The organism is Achromobacter marplatensis (assembly GCF_049060505.1).
Lineage (GTDB): Bacteria > Pseudomonadota > Gammaproteobacteria > Burkholderiales > Burkholderiaceae_B > Achromobacter > Achromobacter marplatensis_A.
Genome location: NZ_JBMGRB010000001.1, coordinates 190,129 through 207,536 on the forward strand (window position 1 = coordinate 190,129; position 17,408 = coordinate 207,536).

Genomic DNA, 17,408 nt, shown 5'->3' on the forward strand with positions numbered 1-17,408 from the left:
CCGCAAATTCAACAGGAGAATCAACATGGCTGAACGCAAACGCGTGCGTCGTAACACCCTGGAACGCCGTTGCTTGGGCAAGGCTTTCAAGCGCTTGTTCGTCAAGTCGCCCAAGGGTGTTTTCAAGATGCTGGAAAAGATCAAGCGCGTTTAATCGACGCCCTGATTTGAAAAATCCCCGCATGGCGCAAGCTGTGCGGGGGTTTTTCTTTGGGCGCGCCATGATGGGGGCGCGACATTAGGGCGCGGCATGACGGGGGCGCGGCATGATGGGGCACGGCGCGGGCACGGCGGGGCATGGCGGAGTGGCCTGCCCCCTCACTCTACGGTCGGCCCCAGTTTCGGTTTGATGAAGTCCATGAACGCCCGGGTTTTGGCCGGCTGGATGCTGGACGGATACACCACGTAGATCGAGATGGGGTCCACCGACCAGCCCGGCAACACCCGCCGCAGCGAGTTGCGCTTGATGATCGGGTCCAGCGCCTGGCAATGCGGCATGCGGGTGATGGCCAGGTCCAGGCCGGCCAGGGTGCCGGCGATGCTCATGTTGTTGGCCGCCAGATGGCCGCTGACCGGCACGCGCTCGGTCACCGTGCCGTTGTGCAGGGTCCAGTGTGAATGCGCGTCGTCGATCGTGGTGCGCAGGCATTGATGCTGTGTCAGGTCGGCAGGCGTCTTGGGTTCGCCATGACGCTCCAGATACCGGTCGGAGGCATACAGGTAGTTGTCCAGCGACACCAGTTCCTGCACCACCGCGCCGTCGCTGCGCGCGACGGCCGTGCCGTTGCCGTTGCCCGTGTCGACGGGGGCCAGCGGGTAGTCGGTATTGCGGCCAAAGCGCAGCACCACGTCGAACGGCGTGCCTTGGGCGTCGGACGCCGTCATCATGCTCAGGTCGAACTCGCACTCCACTTCCGGATAGCGGTCGGTGAAGTCGTTGATGGTTTCCGGCAGCAGCCAGATCGCCAGGCTGTACGGCATGGATACCCGCAGGTTGCCCGATGGGCCGCCCGACAGCGACAGCAGTTGCTCGTGCGCCAGGCGGGCTTCGTCGATCAGGCCCTGGCAGCGGCGCATGTAGGCGGCGCCGGCTTCTGTCAGATCCAGCCTGCGGGTGTTCCGGTTGATCAGCCGCAGGCCGATCGCGCGCTCCAGTTCATTGATTCGGCGCGACAGCGTCGACGTTGGCATGTCCAGCGCGCGCGCCGCCAGGCTGAAGCTCTTGCGCTTGGCAACCTCTACGAACAAGGCGATGTCATTGAGCTGGACGGTCGAAGCTTCCATAGGCATTCCGGATTTTGGCCGCCCGAGTTTACGCCACTCCCGAGCGCCGCCCAACGCATAATGCTCCGGATTAGCCGCCAAAAAATACGCGGGTTGACAGATTTGATTGCAAATTCGAATGCGCCGCCATCAGTTCGCGCGGGCATATCCCCTACACTTCAGGCGAAAACAGTTAGACCAAGACCGCAGCGGTGGCATGGGGATCGCAAAGGGGCATAGCAGGCATGACCGATACACCAACGTTTTTCACCGTTCTGACGCCCACTTACAACCGGGCGGGTACGCTGCACCGGGTGTATGAATCGCTTTCCCGGCAAACATTCAGGGACTTCGAATGGGTGGTGGTGGACGATGGTTCCACCGACAACACCCACGATTCCATCCTGGATTGGCAGAAGCGCGCCGATTTTCCGATCCGCTACATCTGGCAGAATAACCAGCACAAGAAAACCGCATTCAATCGCGGCGTGCGCGAGGCGCGTGGCCAAATGGTCGTCGGCCTGGACAGCGACGACGAAATGCCGCCAGACGCGCTGGCCACCTTCAAGGACGCCTGGGATAGCATCCCCCCGGCGCGGCGCGACTCCTACGTGGCCGTGACCGGGCTGTGCGCCCGGCCCGACGGCAGCATCGTCGGCGACCGCTATCCTCAGGACGTATTCGACAGCACGGCGGTGGACGTGTATTTCCGCTATCGCATCAAGGGCGAGAAATTCGGCTGTATGCGCACCGACATCCTCCGGAAGTACCCCTTTCCCGAAGATGTGGCGGGCTTTGTGCCGGAAAGCCTGGTGTGGTGGGCGGTGGCGCGCGCGGGCTATCTCAGCCGCTTCATCAACCGAGTGGTGCGCACTTACCACGACACGCCGGGCGGCCTGAGCCAGGGCGCCGTGTCGGTGGCCAACAATGCGCAGGGCTTGTACCTGCTGGCCTGGGACATGCTGCAGCACCACCTGGAATTCTTCCGCTTTCGGCCGCGCGAATTCATCATGGCGGCCGCGCGCTACACGCGCTTCCGCCTGCACCTGAAGCATTCCGGCGTGCCCACGGCGGTGCAGGCCTACCGGCTGACGAACCCGGCCGCGACCTTCATGGTGGCGGCAATGTGGCCGGTCGGCTACGCGCTATACCGCCGCGACCGCCGGCGCGGCGTCGCCTGAAGTCAGGCGGGCGCCGCCGCCGGCGCGCCGTGGCCCAACCCCAGATACACCTCGACCACGCGCGGGTCCACCGCGACTTCCGCCGCCGGGCCTTCCAGCGTGACCGTTCCGGTTTCCAGCACATAGGCGTAATCGGCCACTTGCAGCGCGGCGCGCGCGTTCTGTTCGATCAGCAGAATGGACACGCCCATCTCGCGCAGCCGCGCGACGATCTTGAACACTTCGCGCACGATGCGCGGCGCCAGCCCCAGGCTGGGCTCGTCCAGCATCAAGAGGCGCGGCTTGGCCATCAGCGCCCGGCCCACCGCCAGCATCTGGCGTTCGCCGCCGGATAGCGTGCCGGCCAACTGCGCGTGGCGTTCCTTCAGGCGCGGAAACAGCTCGTAGACCTCGGACAGCGTCTTGTCCTGGTCGCGCTGGCCGCAGCGGAATCGGTGAAACCCGCCCAGCATCAGGTTGTCCTCCACCGTCATTTCGGCGAAGAGTTCGCGCTTTTCAGGCACCAGGTTCATGCCGGCCGCCACCATTTCCTCGATCTCGGCGTGCGCCTGGGCCTTGCCGCCGAACACGATCTGGCCGGTGGACGGCAGCACGCCCATGATGGCCGACAGCAAGGTGGTCTTGCCCGCGCCGTTGGGGCCGATCACGGTCACGATCTGGCCTTCGCCCACTGTCAGGCTGATGCCCGACACCGCTTCGACCTTGTCATACGCCACACGCAGATCGCGCACTTCCAGCAGATTCGCGCTCATCATTCCACTCCGCCCAGATAGGCTTCAAGCACCGCGGGGTTGTGCTGGATTTCGGCGGGCAGGCCCTCGGCGATCTTCTCGCCGAAGTCCATGACCACCACGCGGTCCACCAATCCCATCACGAAGTCCATGTCGTGTTCGACCAGCAAAATGGCCATGCCTTCCGACCGCAGCTTTTTCAGCAATTCGGCCAGTTCACACTTTTCCTGATAGCGCAGCCCGGCCGCCGGTTCGTCCAGCAGCAGAATGCAAGGGTCCGAAGCCAAGGCTCGCGCAATCTCAAGGATGCGCTGCTGCCCCAAGGCCAGCGAACCGGCTTCGTCATGCAGGTGCTTGCCCAGGCCCACGCGTTCGACCTGCCGCGCGGCTTCGGCCAACAGCCGCGCTTCCTCGGCCCGGTCCAGGCGCCACGCGGCCGGCAGCACGCCGCGATGGCCGCGCAAATGCGCGCCGATGGCCACGTTTTCCAGCACGCTCATGCGGCCCAGCAGGCGCACATGCTGAAATGTGCGCGACAAACCCAGGTGAGCGATCTTGCGCGCGCCAGCGCCCGCCACCGGCTGACCCCGCAACGTGACCTGCCCCGATGTGGGCGTGTCCACGCCCGAAATCTGGTTGAACATGGTGCTCTTGCCGGCGCCGTTTGGGCCGATCAGCGCCAGGATCTCGCCGGCGCGGATTTCCAGGTTCATGGCGTTGTTGGCGACCAGGCCGCCGAACTTGCGCGTCACGTCCACGGCCTTCAGCACGACCTCGCCGCGCGGCGGCATGGGGTTGCGGGGCAGCGGTTCCGCGGCCATGTCCAGGCGGCGCACGGGTTTCTTCACCCGGATCCAGCGCGTCAGCACGGGCCACAGGCCGCTGCGCGCGCGGTGCAGCAGCAGCACCATCCCGAAGCCGAAGACGATGACTTCGAAGTTGCCCGTCTGGCCCAGCAGCTTGGGCATCCAGTCTTGCAACCATTGCTTGAGAACCGTGAACACGCCGGCGCCGACCAGCGCGCCCCAAACCTGCCCCGCGCCGCCGATGACGGTCATGAACAGGTATTCAATGCCCATCTGCAGGCCGAACGGGTTGGGGTTCACGAAGCGCTGCATATGCGCATACAACCAGCCCGAGGCGCAAGCCTGCAACGCCGCGATGATGAAGATCACCATGCGCGACCGTGCCGTGTTCACGCCCATGGATTCCGCCATCACGCGGCCGCCCTTGAGCGCGCGGATGGCGCGGCCTTCGCGTGAATCCAGCAGGTTCTGCGTGGACCAGACGGCCACCATCAGGAACGCCCAGATCAGGTAGTAGATGCTGCCGCCCTGGTTCAGCGACCAGCCGAACAGGTTGATGGCGGGAATGTCCGGAATGCCCGTGTGGCCGCCCAGGCCCTCGACGGAACCGAAGGCGAAGTACAAGGACAGCCCCCAGGCGATGGTGCCCAACGGTAGGAAGTGGCCAGACAATTTCAGCGTGATCGCGCCCAGCAGGTAGGCGATCACCAGCGTCAGCAACAAGCCGGCCAGCAGCGTCAACCAGGGCGACGCGCCCAGCCAGGCCAGCCACGACGGCAGCGTATCGGCGCGGGTGGTCAATAGCGCCGTGGTATAGGCGCCAACGCCCACGAAGGCGGCTTGGCCGAAGCTGGTCAAACCGCCCACGCCGGTCAGCAGCACCAGGCCCAGCGCCACCAGCGCGTACAGGCCGATGTAGTTCAGCAGCGTGACATAGAACGGCGGCAGGGCCAGCGGCCCCAGCGCCAGCAGCGCCAGGAACACGAAGAGGATGATGCGGGGGTTCATTCGTCTTCTTCCTCGACGTGATGGCTTTTCAACGAGCGCCAGAGCAGCACGGGGATGATCAGCGTGAACACGATGATCTCCTTGTACGCGCTGGCCCAGAACGACGAGAAGGCTTCGATCAGCCCGACCAGCACCGCGCCGGCCGCCGCCAAGGGGTAGCTGACCAACCCACCGATGATGGCGCCCACGAAGCCCTTCAGGCTGACCATGAAGCCGGAATCGAAGTACATGGTGGTGATGGGGGCAATGAGAATGCCCGACACCGTGCCGATCAGCGCGGCAAGAAAGAACGTGGCGCGGCCGGCGAAGATGGGCGAAATGCCCATCAGCCGCGCACCCAGCCGGTTGAACGCGGCGGCGCGCAGCGCTTTGCCGTACATCGAGCGTTCAAAGAACTGATACAGCACGATGATCAGCACCGCCGACACCGCCACCACCCAAAGTGCCTGGCTGTTGATGTTGATGGGGCCCAATGCCAGGCTGGCGTCGGAAAACGGCGCGGTGCGCGCGCCCTCGGCGCCGAACGCCAGCAGGCCCAGGCCCACCAGCGCCAGGTGCACGGCAATGGACACGATCAGCAGCACCAGCGTGGACGCCGAGGCGATCGGCTGATAGAACAGCCGATACAGCTGCGGCCCCATCGGCACCACCAGCAGCAGCGTCAACAACGCTTGCACGGCCATTGGCAGCTGCGCCAGGGGGAGTTGGTAAAACAGCCCCGCCAGGATCAGCGGGTAGATCGCCTTGGCCGCGATGCGCCAAAGCCCGGCCGACCGACCCGGGCGCTTGGCCCGCGCCATCAGGTCGGCCACGGCTTCGGCCAACGCGAACGCCAGCAGCAGCCACACCAGCAGCACGGGCTTGCCGGCCTGGATGGCCGCCATGGTCAGCGCGCCAAAGGCGACGAACTCGCCCTGGGGGATGAACAGCACGCGGGTAACGGTAAAGACCAGCAGGATCGACAACGCCAACAACGCATAGATCGCGCCGTTGGTGATGCCGTCCTGCCCGAGTATCAAGGCGATCTGAGCATTCATGCGAAAAGGTCCAAGCCGTTACTTGACGAGCGTCCAGTTGCCGTCTTTCACGGTGATGAGTTCGCGGCCGCGTTCATCGAAGCCGCTATGGTCCGCGGCGCTCATGTTGTAGACGCCCTGCGTGCCCACCAGCTCCTTGGTCTGTTCCAGTGCGTCGCGCAAGGCGCTGCGGAACTCCTTGGTGCCCGGCTTGCCGGCCTTCTCCGCGATCGGCACGGCCTTTTCCAGCAGCAGGCCGGCGTCGTAGACGTTGGCGCCGAAGGTGGCGGGCTTGGAACCGTTGAGCTTTTCGTAGGCCGCGATGTAGTCGGTGGCGACTTTCTTGGACGGGTTGCTGTCGGGCATTTCCGGCAGCACCAGCATCAGGCTGGCGGCCAGCACCGTGCCTTCGACCTTCTTGCCGCCCAGTTTCAGGAAGTCGGGCAGCGCTGCGCCGTGGGTTTGATAGAACTTGCCCTTGTAGCCCTGATCGAACAGCGTCGTCTGCGGCAGCACGCTGGCGGCGCCCGGGGCGGCCACCAGCACGGCGTCCGGCTTGGCGGCCAGGATTTTCAGCGCCTGGCCCGTGACCGAGCTGTCAAAGCGCAGATAGCGTTCGTTGGCGGTGATCTTGATGCCCTTCTCGGTGGCCAGGCCGGAGAAGACCTTGTACCAATTCTCGCCATACGGATCGTTCAGGCCGATGAAGCCCACCGTCTTGATGCCGGTCTTGGCCATGTGGTCGACCAGCGCGCGGGCGATGATGTCGTCGTTTTGCGTGGTCTTGAACACCCACTTCTTCTGCTCGTTCATCGGCAGCACCACGGCCGCCGTGCCCACCGGCGCCAGCATCGGCACGCCGGCTTCGGCGGCGAACTGGATCACGCCCATGGCGTTGGGCGAACCCGACGGGCCGATCAGCGCGTCCACGTTCTGTTCCGAAATCAGCTTCTTGAACGCCGTGACCGAATTGGTGGAATCGCTGGCGTCGTCCAGCGAGACGTATTCCACCGTCAGGCCGCCGATTTTCTTGGGCAACAGCGGCACGGTGTTCTTCTGCGGAATGCCGACCAGCGCGGTCGGACCGGTGGAAGAGGTGACGACGCCGACCTTCATTTGCGCCAACGCGGGCAGGGCGAACAGGGCGGCGACGGCGGCGGCCGCGGCCAGGGGGAGTTTCTTCGACAGCATGGCAAAACCTCCGGATAGGGAGCAGAGTGGGGGTGCAGCTGAAAAGCGGAGAAAACAGGAACTGCCGGAATTACTTGTTGCTTAAAATTTCTAACCTGCAAGGATGAGCACTGTAGACGGGCTCTTCGTGCTTACCTATCCGTCAAAACCCGAAGCTTGCATCGCGGAACGCCCGCTAGATAGTGATGGAACTGACGCTGGCGCCGCCGCAGACGAATAGCGTCTGCCCGGTGACAAAGCTATTGGCGGGGTCGGCGAAGAACATCACGGCCCGCGCCACGTCATCCGAGCGGCCCAGGCGCTTGACCGGGATGCCGTTGGCCAACTGCTTTTCGCGTTCGCTGCCGGGTTCAATCACCTCGTAGAACATATCCGTCTGGATAGGGCCCGGCGCCACCACGTTGACCGTGATGCCGTAGGGCGCCAGTTCCAGCGACCACGTGCGCGCCATGCCGACCATGCCGGCCTTGGTGGCTGAATACGCGGTGCGGGTGGGCAGGCCCAACGCGCCGCGCGACGACATCATCACGATGCGGCCAAACTGGCGTTCCTGCATGCCGGGCAGCGCTGCCTGCACCAGGCTGATCGCCGCGCCCAGGTGGATCTGCGTCAGGCCATGCAGTTCTTCTTGCGTGACCTGTGGCAGCAGGTTGGGCCAGATGACGCCCGCGTTGTGGATAACGTGGGTGATGGGGAATTTCGCGGCGGCTTCACGGCCGGCCTGCGCCGTGGCTTCCGCGTCTAGCAGGTCCACCTGCATGTTGTGCAGGCGGGGGTGGGTGAAGTCGGCCGCGCGGCGTGCCATCGAAATCACTTCATAGCCCGCGTCCAGCATGCTGCGGCAGATTTCCGCGCCGATGCCGGCGCTGCCGCCGGTGACCAGGGCTACATTCGCTTGTGTCATGGATTCCCTTTGTTAGGTGATGGTCGCGCGGGTTCAGGCCTTGGGCGCCAGCGCCAGCACGCGCAGGGGGCTGCCCGAGCCGCTGCGGATCTTGAGCGGCGCCGAGAAAATCACCGCGCCGGTGGGCGGCAGCTGATCCAGGTTGGTCAGGCACTGCAAGCCGTAGCGGTTGTTGCCGTGCATGTAGTAGTGGCAGGGGTAGGGCGGGTTCAGGTGATGGGCCTGGCCCGCATCGGTGCCGACGGATTCGGTGCCGAAACCGTGCACGTCGCGTTCCTTGATCAGCCAGGGCACCACGTCCGCGTCGGGGCCGGGCGAGTGTGCGCCGTCGGCCTGCATGTTCAGGTAGTCGGCGGGCTTGGCGCGCTTGGACCAGTCGGTCCGCATCAGCACCCAGGAACGTGCCGGGATGCGGCCGTGCTGTGCTTCCCAGGCCTTCACGAAGTCGATGGTCAGCAGGAAGTCCGGGTTGTCGCGAGCTTCGGCGGAACAGTCGATGACGCAGGCGCTAGCAATGAAGGACTCGATCGGGATCGTGTCCACCGTGTTGTCGGGCTGGTCCTTGCCCGTGACCCAATGAGCGGGGGCGTCGAAGTGCGTGCCCGTATGCTCCGAACACGAGAAGTTGTTCCAGTACCAGGCCGGACCCCGCTCGTCGTAGCGCGAGATCTCCTCCATGCGGAAGGGCCACGCCTGGCCGAACTCCGGCGGCAGCACGATGGTGGGGAATTCCGGCGTCAGGGTTTCGGTCAGGTCCACCAGGCCGATGCGGCCCGACACCAGTTCCGACATGAATTGGGCAAGAATGTTCTGGCTCATGCTGCTGCTCCTCTTGGTTCGTGCGTTACCGGAAGCCGGGCCGTCAGGCGCCCAGTTCCCGTTCCAGTCCCTTGGGGTTCTCGGCCAGCCGGGCGCGGAATTCCTGCGCGACGTCGCCGACGTACACGTCTTCGATGCCGTCCTTCAGCGCGCGCACGATGGCGGCGGCGATTGCGGCGGGCGCCACGCGCGGCGGGGGCGTGCGTTGTTCCCATTCGTGGTCCACCGGTCCCGGGAACACGTTGATCACCCGTACCCCCGCGCCGCGCATTTCGGCGCGCAGGCATTGGGCCAGCGACAGGGCGGCGGCCTTCGACGCCGACCACATGCCGCGGGACGGCAGATTCATGTGCGCGTAGATGGACAACACGTTGACCCAGGCCGTCGCGCTGTTCACGCCGTCGGCGGCGCGGCCGCACAGCGCCGGTCCGAAGCACTGCGCCAGCCGCATCAGGCCCAGCACGTTCACGTCCATGGCATCGCGCGCCGTGTTGACGTCCTTGCGGCCAAGCAGCCCGCCTTCGCGTTCCAGATCGGCCGTGTTCACCAGGATCTCGACCTTGCCGCCGATCGAGGCGGCCACGCGTTCGACGGAATCGGTGTCGGTGACATCCAGCGTGACGGTCTGCACACGCGGGTCGGCGGCCAGGGCGTCGAAGGCGTCGTCTCGTTTCCAGGCCTGCGGATCGCCCAGGAACACGGTGGGGCAGTCGGCATCCAGCAGGGCGCGCGCCACCGCCAGGCCAACGGCGGACTTGCCGTCCGTGACCAGCGCGCGGCGGAACTTGGGATCGCACGAGGTCTCGCGCAGGGTCTTGTCGTCTTCCATGTTCGGGGTATTCCTTTCTGGCAGGGCGATCATCACGGCCTGGCCGCCGCGGTCCAGTTTCAGCGTCAGCCGCACGCGCGCGCCGTCGGCGCAGTCCTGGTGCACATGCGCCACGACGGACGGGCCGGCATCCATGCGCACCGTGCCCACGCGCCACGGCAGGCGTTCGCGGAAGTACAGGTCGTTGCTATGGTGCAGGACAGTGCTGACCAGCAGCACGCCGTTGGGATCGGCCGGGCGCCACGGCAGGTGTTCGGACAGGCAATGGCCGCAGACCTCGCGGGGCGGATACTGCACCGCGCCGCAGTCGGCGCAGGTTTGCAGGTCGAAGCGGCCCTCGGCAGCAGCGGCCGTCAGGCCCAGCGCGCTGCGGCTGCGCCAGCCGGGCGGCAGCGTGGGCTGGCGGGTGCGCGCAACCGGGTTCTTCCGGGGCGGCTTGGCTAGCGGCTCGGTCATGCGTCGCTCCTTGCCAGGATGGCCGCGGCGGTGCAAAGCCCGCGGTCGTAATTGATCATGCCGAAACCGCTAACGAGACCGATACGGGCGTTTGCCACTTGCGTGCCGCTCGCCATGCCGGTCAGTTGGCGCAAGGCTTCGATCAGGCCCAGGTAGCCGCCGGCCGCGCCCGCCTGGCCCACCGACAGCTGGCCGCCATTGGTGTTGAAGGGAAAGCTGCCGTCCACGGTGAAGGTGTTGGCGCGCACGAATTCTGGTGCGGCGCCTTTTTCGCAGAAACCCAGGTCTTCGATCTGCATCAGATTGATGACGGGGTAGTCGTCATAGGCTTGCAGGAAGTCCATGTCGGCGGGCGCTGCGCCGGCCTGGCCATAGAGTTCGTCCACGTCCATGGTCCAGCCGCCGCGAGTCTGGATCGGGTCGTCGATCCAGGCGTTGTGCCGTTCGATGGTGGACAGGATGCGGGCAAAGGGCAGGTTCAAGGCGCGGGCCTGGTCTTCACGCATGACCAGGAAGGCGTCCGCGCCCGCGCAGGGCATCACGCAGTCGAACAGGTGGATCGGGTCGGTGATGACGCGCGCGTCCAGGTATTGCTGCAAGCTCAGCGGTTTTTTCATCAGCGCGTGGGGATAGCGCAGCGCGTTGTCGCGCTGGGCCACGCACAGCTTGCCGAAGTCTTCGCGGGTGGCGCCCGTGGCGCGCATATAGTTCGCGGTCAGCAACGCAAAGCTGGCGTTGGGGCCGCCCGCCCCGTAGGGATACACGGCGTCCTGCGCAAAGCGCGAGAACTGGCTGACCGTGTTGCGAAACGAGTCCACATGGTTGGTGTCGCCCGCGATGCACGCCACGATGTTCGCGTCTCCGGCCTGCACGGCGCGGGCCGCGCGACGCAGGGCCGCGACGCCGCTGGCGCCGCCCATCGGGATGTGGTCCAGCCAGCGCGGGCTCATGCCCAGATGCTGGACGAGACCCACGGCCGTGTCGGGCGCCAGCGTGAAGCTGGACACGCACAGGCCGTCGACATCTTGCTTGGCCACGCCCGCCTGCCGGATCAGCGCGCCCAGCGCGCGGCCTAGCCACCAGTGGGCGGCGTGGGTGGAATAGCGTTCATACGGAATAGTGACGGGCAGGGCCGCCACAATGCCGTCATAGCCCAGGCGGCTCATCGGGCGGGCTCCTGGCGCTTCTTCAGGCTTGTGGTGTCGACGCAGCGCGCGGTGCCGGGCAAGGTGGGCGCCAGCGACTTCATCTCGCCACGCTGGATTTTGTTGGTGGTGGTCAGCGGCAGGCTGTCCACAAAGGCCACATAGCCGGGCGCCTTGTAATAGGCCAGCTGTTGCAGGCACCACTGCACGATATCGCGCGCGGCATCGGCCATGGCGGCGTCATCGGCCGGCAGGGTGTCGGCCACGACGCAGGCCAGCACTTCGTCGCCACGGACCGGGTCGGGCACGGCGGCCACGGCCACCGCCTTGACCAGTGGATGCTGCATCAGCACGCTTTCCACTTCCACGGCCGAGATGTTCTCGCCGCTGCGGCGGATTACGTTCTTCTTGCGGTCCACGAAGCGCAGCGCGCCATCGGCTTCGCGGCGCACGATGTCGCCGGTATGGAACCAGCCGTCCTGCCAGGCCTCGTTGGTGGCGGCTTCGTCTTTCAGGTAGCCGGCGAAAAAGCCGTAGCGCGGGTCATCGCCGGCGTGCCGCACCAGCAACTCACCATGTTCGCCCACGGCGGCCGGCTGGCCGGCGTCGGTCACGATGCGCACCTGCACGTCGTCTTCCTCGCGGCCAAAGCTGCTGGTGCCGATGTGGCGCGGTTCCTTATTGGCGATGATGACGGCGCCGGCGCCGGTTTCGGTCATGGCCCAGGCTTCCAGCAACGGGAAGCCGAAACGCGCTTCAAACGGGGCGTGCAGCTTGCGGTCCACCCCCGCGCCGAAGCCGAAGCGGACGGTGGGCTGCAAGTCGTCGTCGGACGGCGTCGCCTTCATCAGGATGGCGGGCATCACGCCCAGGTAATGCAGCACCGTGGCGCCGGAGGCGCGCACGCTATCCCACCACGTCTTGGGATGGAAGCGGTCAAGCGGGATCAGGCAGCCGCCCGTCAGCACCATGGCCATGGCCGAATACGCCATCGCGTTCATGTGGACCAGCGGCAGCGGGGTCAGCATGCGTTCCTGGCCGGGGCGTAGCGCGGCCAGCCCGCCGATGCGCGCATACCAGCCGCCCGCGTGCAGGAAATAGCGGTTTGGCAGGATGCACCCTTTGGGCCGCCCGGTGGTGCCTGACGTATACAGCAGCGCGCATTCGGTCAGCTCGTTCGGCGCGGCGTCGCCCAGCGGCGCGGCGAAGGGCGCGGGCGGCGGTGTATCGTCGGAACCCATCACGCGCAAGGGCCGGCCCGCGCGGTCGGCGGCGGCCAGCAGGTCGGCGTGGCGGTCGGGCAGCGCGACGACCAAAGCGATCTCGGAATGGCCGGTCAGGTATTCCAGTTCAGCGGCGCGCAGGTCCGGGTTGATCGGGACGACCGACACGCCCAACGCGTTCAACGCAAACCAATGCTGGAAGAAGGCGGGGCGGTTCTCCAACAGCAGTCCCACGCGGTGGCCATGGCCGTAGCCGGCTGCGGCATAGGCGGCGCGCAGGGTTTCAATGGCATCGGCCGCGCGGCCATATGACAGGTCGCCGGCGTCTATGCCATAGGCGCTGGCCGTTTCCGGCAGGATGCACAGGAAGGGCTGGGCGCCGTAGCGCGACGCGGTGTCGCAAAATGCCTGGTAGACGGTGGTGCTCACAAGCCGCTCCTACATGAACAATTGGATGTTGCCGAAGGCGGCGTCGCAGTTGACGAGGTCAACGCGCTTCAAACGGATGCGCAGTGCGCCGTCCTGTTCCACCAGATGATGCGTGGCCCAGCCGGCGAAGAGCGTCTGCGTGTCCTGGCGCGTTTCAACATAGTGAAAGGCGGTGCGCACCACATGGCGGCCTTGTTCGGGCGCGGCATCGGGGTGGCCGTGCTCGACGGTGGGTGCTTGCAGCAGGTGATGGCAGCGGCTTTTGGGCTGCTGCGAAAACGTGCGCTGCCCCGCCAGCCGTTCCACGCGCACGCGCAGCAGCAGCTTGTCTTCGTACATCAGGGACGCGTGCAGCTTCGGGTCCGTCTGGCCATGCGCCAGCGGCATCCAGTAATAGCCGTCTTCGGTGTACAGGTTCAGCCAATCTTCAAAGCGCAGCTCGTCCAGCAGGCGCGCTTCGGCGTAGACAAAATCGATCAACTCGCGGTCGCTTGCGCTCATACCGACTCCGATCCGGTCATGTAGCGGCCCCATGCGCGGTATTGGTTGCGCATCTGCCATTCGTTGGTGCCGTTGGTGGTGACGTTCTTCTGGGTAACTTCGTCGGGCGTATACAGCCGACCCACGTTGACCCAATCGCGGGCGCGGGAATTCAGGCCGTCTTGCGCGCGTTCGTACATTTCCAGGTCGTCGTGGCCGACGACGGACGTGGGTGCGTTGATCAGCCGGTTGTACATCAGCGTGCGCTCCAGCAGCAGGTCGGGCGCGCCGACCAGGCGGAACGTCCACGATTCCACCAGCGTGCGGTCCGCTGCGATAGGCTTGAAGATGCGCAGTGTCTGGATCGGGCCCTTCACCATGATGTTGGGGAAGTACACGGTGTTGTGGCGCACGTCGCCCAGGATCTGCTTGGCGCGTTCCTCGCCGTAGGCGGCAACCATGGATTCCCAGTAGCCCGGCACGCCGGAGTACGACGCGTGGATCGAGTCCGACACGCCGGTATGGCCATGGCCGTTTTCCCAGACGCGGATGCCCATGTTCTCGAAGAACTCGTAGGGCGAAATGAAGGGCGCGAACAGTTCCACCGCCATCGGCTTGGGCGTGCCTTCGGGCGCCTGCTCCCAGACTTTCACGGCCGTGCCGGCCGACGATTCGTGCGCGACCATCGGGTGGCAGGTGTCGGTCTGGTTATCAACCAGCATCTTCCAGTTGCAGCGGTGCATGTAGCGCAGCACGCCGCCGGCCACTTCCAGCCGGCCCTCGGGTGCACGGTCGACCATGTTGTCCAGCGTGGACAGCGATTCGCCGAAGAAATCCTCGAACGACTGGCCTTCCGGATTCAGGCGGCAGAAGACAAAGCCGCGATGGTTCTTTACGTCCTTGACGGCGGCCATGCCCTGGCTGGCTTCGCAGTTTTCCAGGCCGGTGTTCTCGTAGCCTTTCTTCAGCGGAATCGACAGCAGGCTGCCGTCGGTCTTGAACGTCCAGGCGTGATAGGGACAGCGAAAGAACTTGCCGGTGTTGCCGCAGGCGTCGCCGGCCACCATCGTGCCCTTGTGCGGGCAGCGGTTGTGCAGTACGCGCACGGTCTTGTCGCTGTGGCGCACCATCACCACGGGCTGGTTGCCGACGGTGGTGGTGATGTAGTCGCCATTGTTCGGCACCTGGCTGTCGTGGCCGACGTAGACCCAGGTGTTGGCGTACAGGCGTTCCATTTCCAGGTCGAACAGTTCCTGGTCGATGAACAGGTCCTTGTGCACTTCCGTGTCGCGCACCAGGGCGCGGATGGCGTCGGGATTGTCGCGGTATTTAGCCATGATCGCTTCCTTGTCTTCGGGGCCGCGGCGTTACAGGTCCAGCACCAGGCGGGCGGATTTCGCGCGCGAGATGCAGATCTGGATAATCTTGCCGCTGGCCTTCTCGGTGTCCGAGAGGTAGTAGTCGCGATGGTCGGGCTCGCCTTCCAGCACGGTCGCCTGGCACACGCCGCACTCGCCGCGCTTGCAGTCGTACATCGGGTCGCAGCCTTCTTCTTCCATGACGTCGACGATGGTCTTGTCGGCGGGAATGGTCAGCGTGCGGCCGGACTGGCGCAGTTCGACTTCGAAGGGTTGGTCGCCGGCTTGCGCGGCGGCGGTGACGAAGAGTTCGAAGTGGATGTGGGCATCCGGCCAATGGCGGGCCTTGGCGCCTGCGATGACGGCATCGATCAGGCCCTTCGGGCCGCACACGTACACGTGCTGGCGTGGGTTGGAGGCGGCCAGCAGCGCTTGCAGGTCGAAGCGGCAGGACGGGTCGTCATCCGCGTGCATGGTCAGGTTGCCGCCCGCCAGCGCTTCAAGTTCGCCCAGGAAGGCCAGTTGATCCTTGCTGCGGCCACAGTAGTGCAGGTGGAAGGCGCGGCCGGCGGCTTTCAACGCGGCGGCCATGGAGGCCACCGGCGTGATGCCGATGCCGCCCGCGATCAGCACCACGGGTTCGTCGCCCGCTGGCGATTCATGCAGCGGGAAGTCGTTCTTCGGGCCTTCGACGGTTAGCATGTCGCCTTCGGCCAGCGCGTGCATGTGGCGCGATCCGCCCTGGCTCGATTCCTCAAGTCGCACGCCCAAACGATATTCCGTTGGCTGGGCGAATTGCCCGGCATCAGGAGCCAACTGCACCAACGAATAGCAGCGCGGATCGCGCAGCCCGGGCACCGTGACTTTCAGGTGTGCGCCGGGGCCGAAGGCGGGTAGCGGGCCGGCATCCTCGCGCGCCAGGCGGAAGGATCGGATCAGTGGCGACTCTTGCCGGACTTCCCGGACGATCAGTTTGAGTGTCTGCACGGCGTTGTCTCTTTCTGTGTGCTTGTCAGGCGGCCAGCTTTTCGGCCAGCTGGCGTTCCATGGGGCCGCATTTCTCGTCGGCCAGCGCGGTGTCGCGCAGGGCGCGCAGGGTGTCGGCGGCATCGGGGCGGCCCACCAGTTGTTCGGCCGCGGCGATCAGTTGGCGATACTTGCCGCCGCCGCGCACGTGCGTGTCGCTATAGCCCTTGACCAGACGGCGGCAGTTGACGGTTTCGACGGCCAGCGCGTAATCCTGCGGTGTCAGGCGCGCAATCAGGTCCAACCATTGCTCCAGGCCGGCGGATTCAATCTGATGGCGCAGCGTGCTGCGCCGGAAACGGCGCATGCCGGCCAACGAATACAGCATCAGGAAACCGCCAAGCGTGCTGCTTTGCATCAACCGCCCCTTGCCCAGGCGGCGTTCGATGAAGCCGCCGAACGCCTTGGAGCCTTCCAGCCAGCGGCCTAGCCGCGTGGGCAGGGTGCCGCAGATTTCTTCCAGCCGCGGGTGCATGTAATCGGTCGTCATGACCAGCTGTTCGGGGCGCGCGCCCACTTCACGGCGGACACGTTCGAAGCGGGTGCCGCGCGTTTTCAGGTCGGCCACGCGGATCACGTCGTCGTAGGCCATGGCCGTGGCCACGTAACGCGCAGCGGCACAGGTCAGCGCCCAGCCGTGGGCGTCGCCGCCGTGCTGGGCGTCCAGGTCACGCAGCGCTTTCATGCGGCGCAGGTAGTCGGCGGCGTAGGCGGCGTCCTGGAATTCCAGCTGGCGGCGCACGCCGGCCGTCAGCATCGGCTGCGCACAGGCGGGAAAGTCGCGCTTGATGGTGTCCAGCAGCGCCTGGGCCTTGGGACTGGCGGCGCGCTCGGGTACCGCAGGGACTGGGCGGGCCAAATCGATGGCGGCGGGTTGGACGGGTGCGGCATGGGCCGCGTCGAAGCCCAGCGCGAAGGCGCGCAGGCTGGCCTCCACGCCCAGGCCCGCGCGGCGCACGGTGGCCTCGTAGTCGTCGCGCGTGAAGGGCAGGGCGCCGCTGCCGGCCACCGCGCCGAACAGGCTGGCGCTGATGACGCTGCCGGCGCGGTCGGCCAGGTCTTGCAGGTCGAAGCACAGGAAGCGCTTGGCGGCGGCGCGGCCGGCTTCCAGCACTTTGTTGGGGTCGGCGATGCCGTTGCCAGGCGCGGATTTCTCGCTGACGGCGTAACTGCGGTGCGACGAAGACAGCAGCACCGTGCGTTCGGGCGTAACCAGGCCACGCTGGATGGCGCGGCCGCCTTCCATCAGTTCGGCGGCCACGACCAGGTCCACGTCGCCGGGGGTGGGCATCAAGGCCAGGGCGGGCGGGCGTCCGGCCCGCGCCACGTCCGCCTCGGGCAGCAATTCCAGGTAGTAGATCGTGGCGCCGGTGCGCTGGGCCACGCCTGGCACCGACGTTGTTTGCGCCCACCAGCCGGCGTGCTCGGCCATGTCGACGATCCAGTCGGCCAATACGCCGCCGCCCTGGCCGCCCATGGCCAGGATGGCGATCTTGATGGGGTTGCCTTGCTGCATTGCCGGCGGGTTCATGAAAGGCTTGTC

Annotated in this window: 16 protein-coding genes; 2 read left to right on the top strand and 14 right to left on the bottom strand. The window is 66.0% G+C overall.

All coding sequences use genetic code 11. From position 1 onward, the window contains the following. Positions 1–25: 25 nt before the first annotated feature. On the top strand, positions 26–154 hold the full coding sequence (locus ACI0FO_RS00830; RefSeq protein ID WP_006226408.1) for a hypothetical protein: 129 nt from the start codon (positions 26–28) through the stop codon (positions 152–154). Positions 155–318: 164 nt separating this feature from the next. On the opposite strand, the gene ACI0FO_RS00835 is transcribed toward ACI0FO_RS00830, so the two are convergent. Then, positions 319–1,284 (bottom strand): LysR family transcriptional regulator, encoded by a 966-nt coding sequence (locus tag ACI0FO_RS00835; protein ID WP_416023430.1) that lies wholly within the window; start codon positions 1,282–1,284, stop codon positions 319–321. A 224-nt stretch (positions 1,285–1,508) separates the two neighbouring features. Here ACI0FO_RS00835 and ACI0FO_RS00840 point away from each other — a divergent pair, with 224 nt between their 5' ends. Next, complete coding sequence (locus ACI0FO_RS00840) at positions 1,509–2,444, top strand: glycosyltransferase family 2 protein (protein ID WP_416023432.1); 936 nt, start codon at positions 1,509–1,511, stop codon at positions 2,442–2,444. Positions 2,445–2,446: 2 nt separating this feature from the next. On the opposite strand, the gene ACI0FO_RS00845 is transcribed toward ACI0FO_RS00840, so the two are convergent. From ACI0FO_RS00845 to ACI0FO_RS00905, 13 genes are all read right to left on the bottom strand, one after another. Continuing rightward, positions 2,447–3,196: an ABC transporter ATP-binding protein gene (locus tag ACI0FO_RS00845; protein ID WP_416023433.1), complete on the bottom strand. Its 750-nt coding sequence runs from the start codon at positions 3,194–3,196 to the stop codon at positions 2,447–2,449. Further along, on the bottom strand, positions 3,196–4,989 hold the full coding sequence (locus ACI0FO_RS00850) for an ABC transporter permease subunit (protein WP_416023435.1): 1,794 nt from the start codon (positions 4,987–4,989) through the stop codon (positions 3,196–3,198). Before ACI0FO_RS00850 ends, ACI0FO_RS00845 begins: the two co-directional genes overlap by 1 nt. Continuing rightward, a complete protein-coding gene (locus tag ACI0FO_RS00855; protein WP_416023437.1) occupies positions 4,986–6,026 on the bottom strand; it encodes a branched-chain amino acid ABC transporter permease in 1,041 nt (346 codons plus the stop codon). The genes ACI0FO_RS00850 and ACI0FO_RS00855 overlap by 4 nt, the downstream gene beginning before the upstream one ends. A gap of 18 nt (positions 6,027–6,044) precedes the next feature. After that, positions 6,045–7,196 carry an ABC transporter substrate-binding protein gene (locus ACI0FO_RS00860; protein WP_416023439.1) on the bottom strand — a complete coding sequence of 384 codons (1,152 nt, stop codon included), beginning with the start codon at positions 7,194–7,196 and terminating at the stop codon, positions 6,045–6,047. Between the two features lie 175 nt (positions 7,197–7,371). After that, on the bottom strand, positions 7,372–8,100 hold the full coding sequence (locus ACI0FO_RS00865; protein ID WP_416023440.1) for an SDR family NAD(P)-dependent oxidoreductase: 729 nt from the start codon (positions 8,098–8,100) through the stop codon (positions 7,372–7,374). A gap of 33 nt (positions 8,101–8,133) precedes the next feature. Beyond that, the gene (locus ACI0FO_RS00870) at positions 8,134–8,919 is read right to left on the bottom strand and encodes a cyclase family protein (RefSeq protein WP_416023442.1); all 786 of its coding nucleotides are present in this window, start codon (positions 8,917–8,919) and stop codon (positions 8,134–8,136) included. A gap of 43 nt (positions 8,920–8,962) precedes the next feature. Then, complete coding sequence (locus ACI0FO_RS00875; protein WP_416023444.1) at positions 8,963–10,204, bottom strand: SDR family NAD(P)-dependent oxidoreductase; 1,242 nt, start codon at positions 10,202–10,204, stop codon at positions 8,963–8,965. Next, a complete protein-coding gene (locus ACI0FO_RS00880; RefSeq protein WP_416023445.1) occupies positions 10,201–11,370 on the bottom strand; it encodes a thiolase family protein in 1,170 nt (389 codons plus the stop codon). The genes ACI0FO_RS00875 and ACI0FO_RS00880 overlap by 4 nt, the downstream gene beginning before the upstream one ends. Next, positions 11,367–13,001 carry an AMP-binding protein gene (locus tag ACI0FO_RS00885; RefSeq protein ID WP_416023447.1) on the bottom strand — a complete coding sequence of 545 codons (1,635 nt, stop codon included), beginning with the start codon at positions 12,999–13,001 and terminating at the stop codon, positions 11,367–11,369. Before ACI0FO_RS00885 ends, ACI0FO_RS00880 begins: the two co-directional genes overlap by 4 nt. Before the next feature lie 9 nt (positions 13,002–13,010). Continuing rightward, the gene (locus ACI0FO_RS00890) at positions 13,011–13,502 is read right to left on the bottom strand and encodes an aromatic-ring-hydroxylating dioxygenase subunit beta (RefSeq protein ID WP_416023448.1); all 492 of its coding nucleotides are present in this window, start codon (positions 13,500–13,502) and stop codon (positions 13,011–13,013) included. After that, positions 13,499–14,818: an aromatic ring-hydroxylating dioxygenase subunit alpha gene (locus ACI0FO_RS00895; protein WP_416023450.1), complete on the bottom strand. Its 1,320-nt coding sequence runs from the start codon at positions 14,816–14,818 to the stop codon at positions 13,499–13,501. Before ACI0FO_RS00895 ends, ACI0FO_RS00890 begins: the two co-directional genes overlap by 4 nt. A gap of 30 nt (positions 14,819–14,848) precedes the next feature. Continuing rightward, the gene (locus tag ACI0FO_RS00900) at positions 14,849–15,826 is read right to left on the bottom strand and encodes a PDR/VanB family oxidoreductase (RefSeq protein WP_416023452.1); all 978 of its coding nucleotides are present in this window, start codon (positions 15,824–15,826) and stop codon (positions 14,849–14,851) included. A gap of 25 nt (positions 15,827–15,851) precedes the next feature. Next, entirely contained in the window at positions 15,852–17,396 is a 1,545-nt protein-coding gene (locus ACI0FO_RS00905; RefSeq protein ID WP_416023453.1) for an indolepyruvate oxidoreductase subunit beta family protein, read from the bottom strand. Positions 17,397–17,408 lie beyond the last annotated feature (12 nt).

Bases quoted from the DNA above. Each gene is read 5' to 3' on its own strand.
- ACI0FO_RS00830 (WP_006226408.1), top strand. From the start codon at position 26: ATGGCTGAACGCAAACGCGTGCGTCGTAACACCCTGGAACGCCGTTGC.
- ACI0FO_RS00835 (WP_416023430.1), bottom strand. From the start codon at position 1,284: ATGGAAGCTTCGACCGTCCAGCTCAATGACATCGCCTTGTTCGTAGAG.
- ACI0FO_RS00840 (WP_416023432.1), top strand. From the start codon at position 1,509: ATGACCGATACACCAACGTTTTTCACCGTTCTGACGCCCACTTACAAC.
- ACI0FO_RS00845 (WP_416023433.1), bottom strand. From the start codon at position 3,196: ATGAGCGCGAATCTGCTGGAAGTGCGCGATCTGCGTGTGGCGTATGAC.
- ACI0FO_RS00850 (WP_416023435.1), bottom strand. From the start codon at position 4,989: ATGAACCCCCGCATCATCCTCTTCGTGTTCCTGGCGCTGCTGGCGCTG.
- ACI0FO_RS00855 (WP_416023437.1), bottom strand. From the start codon at position 6,026: ATGAATGCTCAGATCGCCTTGATACTCGGGCAGGACGGCATCACCAAC.
- ACI0FO_RS00860 (WP_416023439.1), bottom strand. From the start codon at position 7,196: ATGCTGTCGAAGAAACTCCCCCTGGCCGCGGCCGCCGCCGTCGCCGCC.
- ACI0FO_RS00865 (WP_416023440.1), bottom strand. From the start codon at position 8,100: ATGACACAAGCGAATGTAGCCCTGGTCACCGGCGGCAGCGCCGGCATC.
- ACI0FO_RS00870 (WP_416023442.1), bottom strand. From the start codon at position 8,919: ATGAGCCAGAACATTCTTGCCCAATTCATGTCGGAACTGGTGTCGGGC.
- ACI0FO_RS00875 (WP_416023444.1), bottom strand. From the start codon at position 10,204: ATGACCGAGCCGCTAGCCAAGCCGCCCCGGAAGAACCCGGTTGCGCGC.
- ACI0FO_RS00880 (WP_416023445.1), bottom strand. From the start codon at position 11,370: ATGAGCCGCCTGGGCTATGACGGCATTGTGGCGGCCCTGCCCGTCACT.
- ACI0FO_RS00890 (WP_416023448.1), bottom strand. From the start codon at position 13,502: ATGAGCGCAAGCGACCGCGAGTTGATCGATTTTGTCTACGCCGAAGCG.
- ACI0FO_RS00895 (WP_416023450.1), bottom strand. From the start codon at position 14,818: ATGGCTAAATACCGCGACAATCCCGACGCCATCCGCGCCCTGGTGCGC.
- ACI0FO_RS00905 (WP_416023453.1), bottom strand. From the start codon at position 17,396: ATGAACCCGCCGGCAATGCAGCAAGGCAACCCCATCAAGATCGCCATC.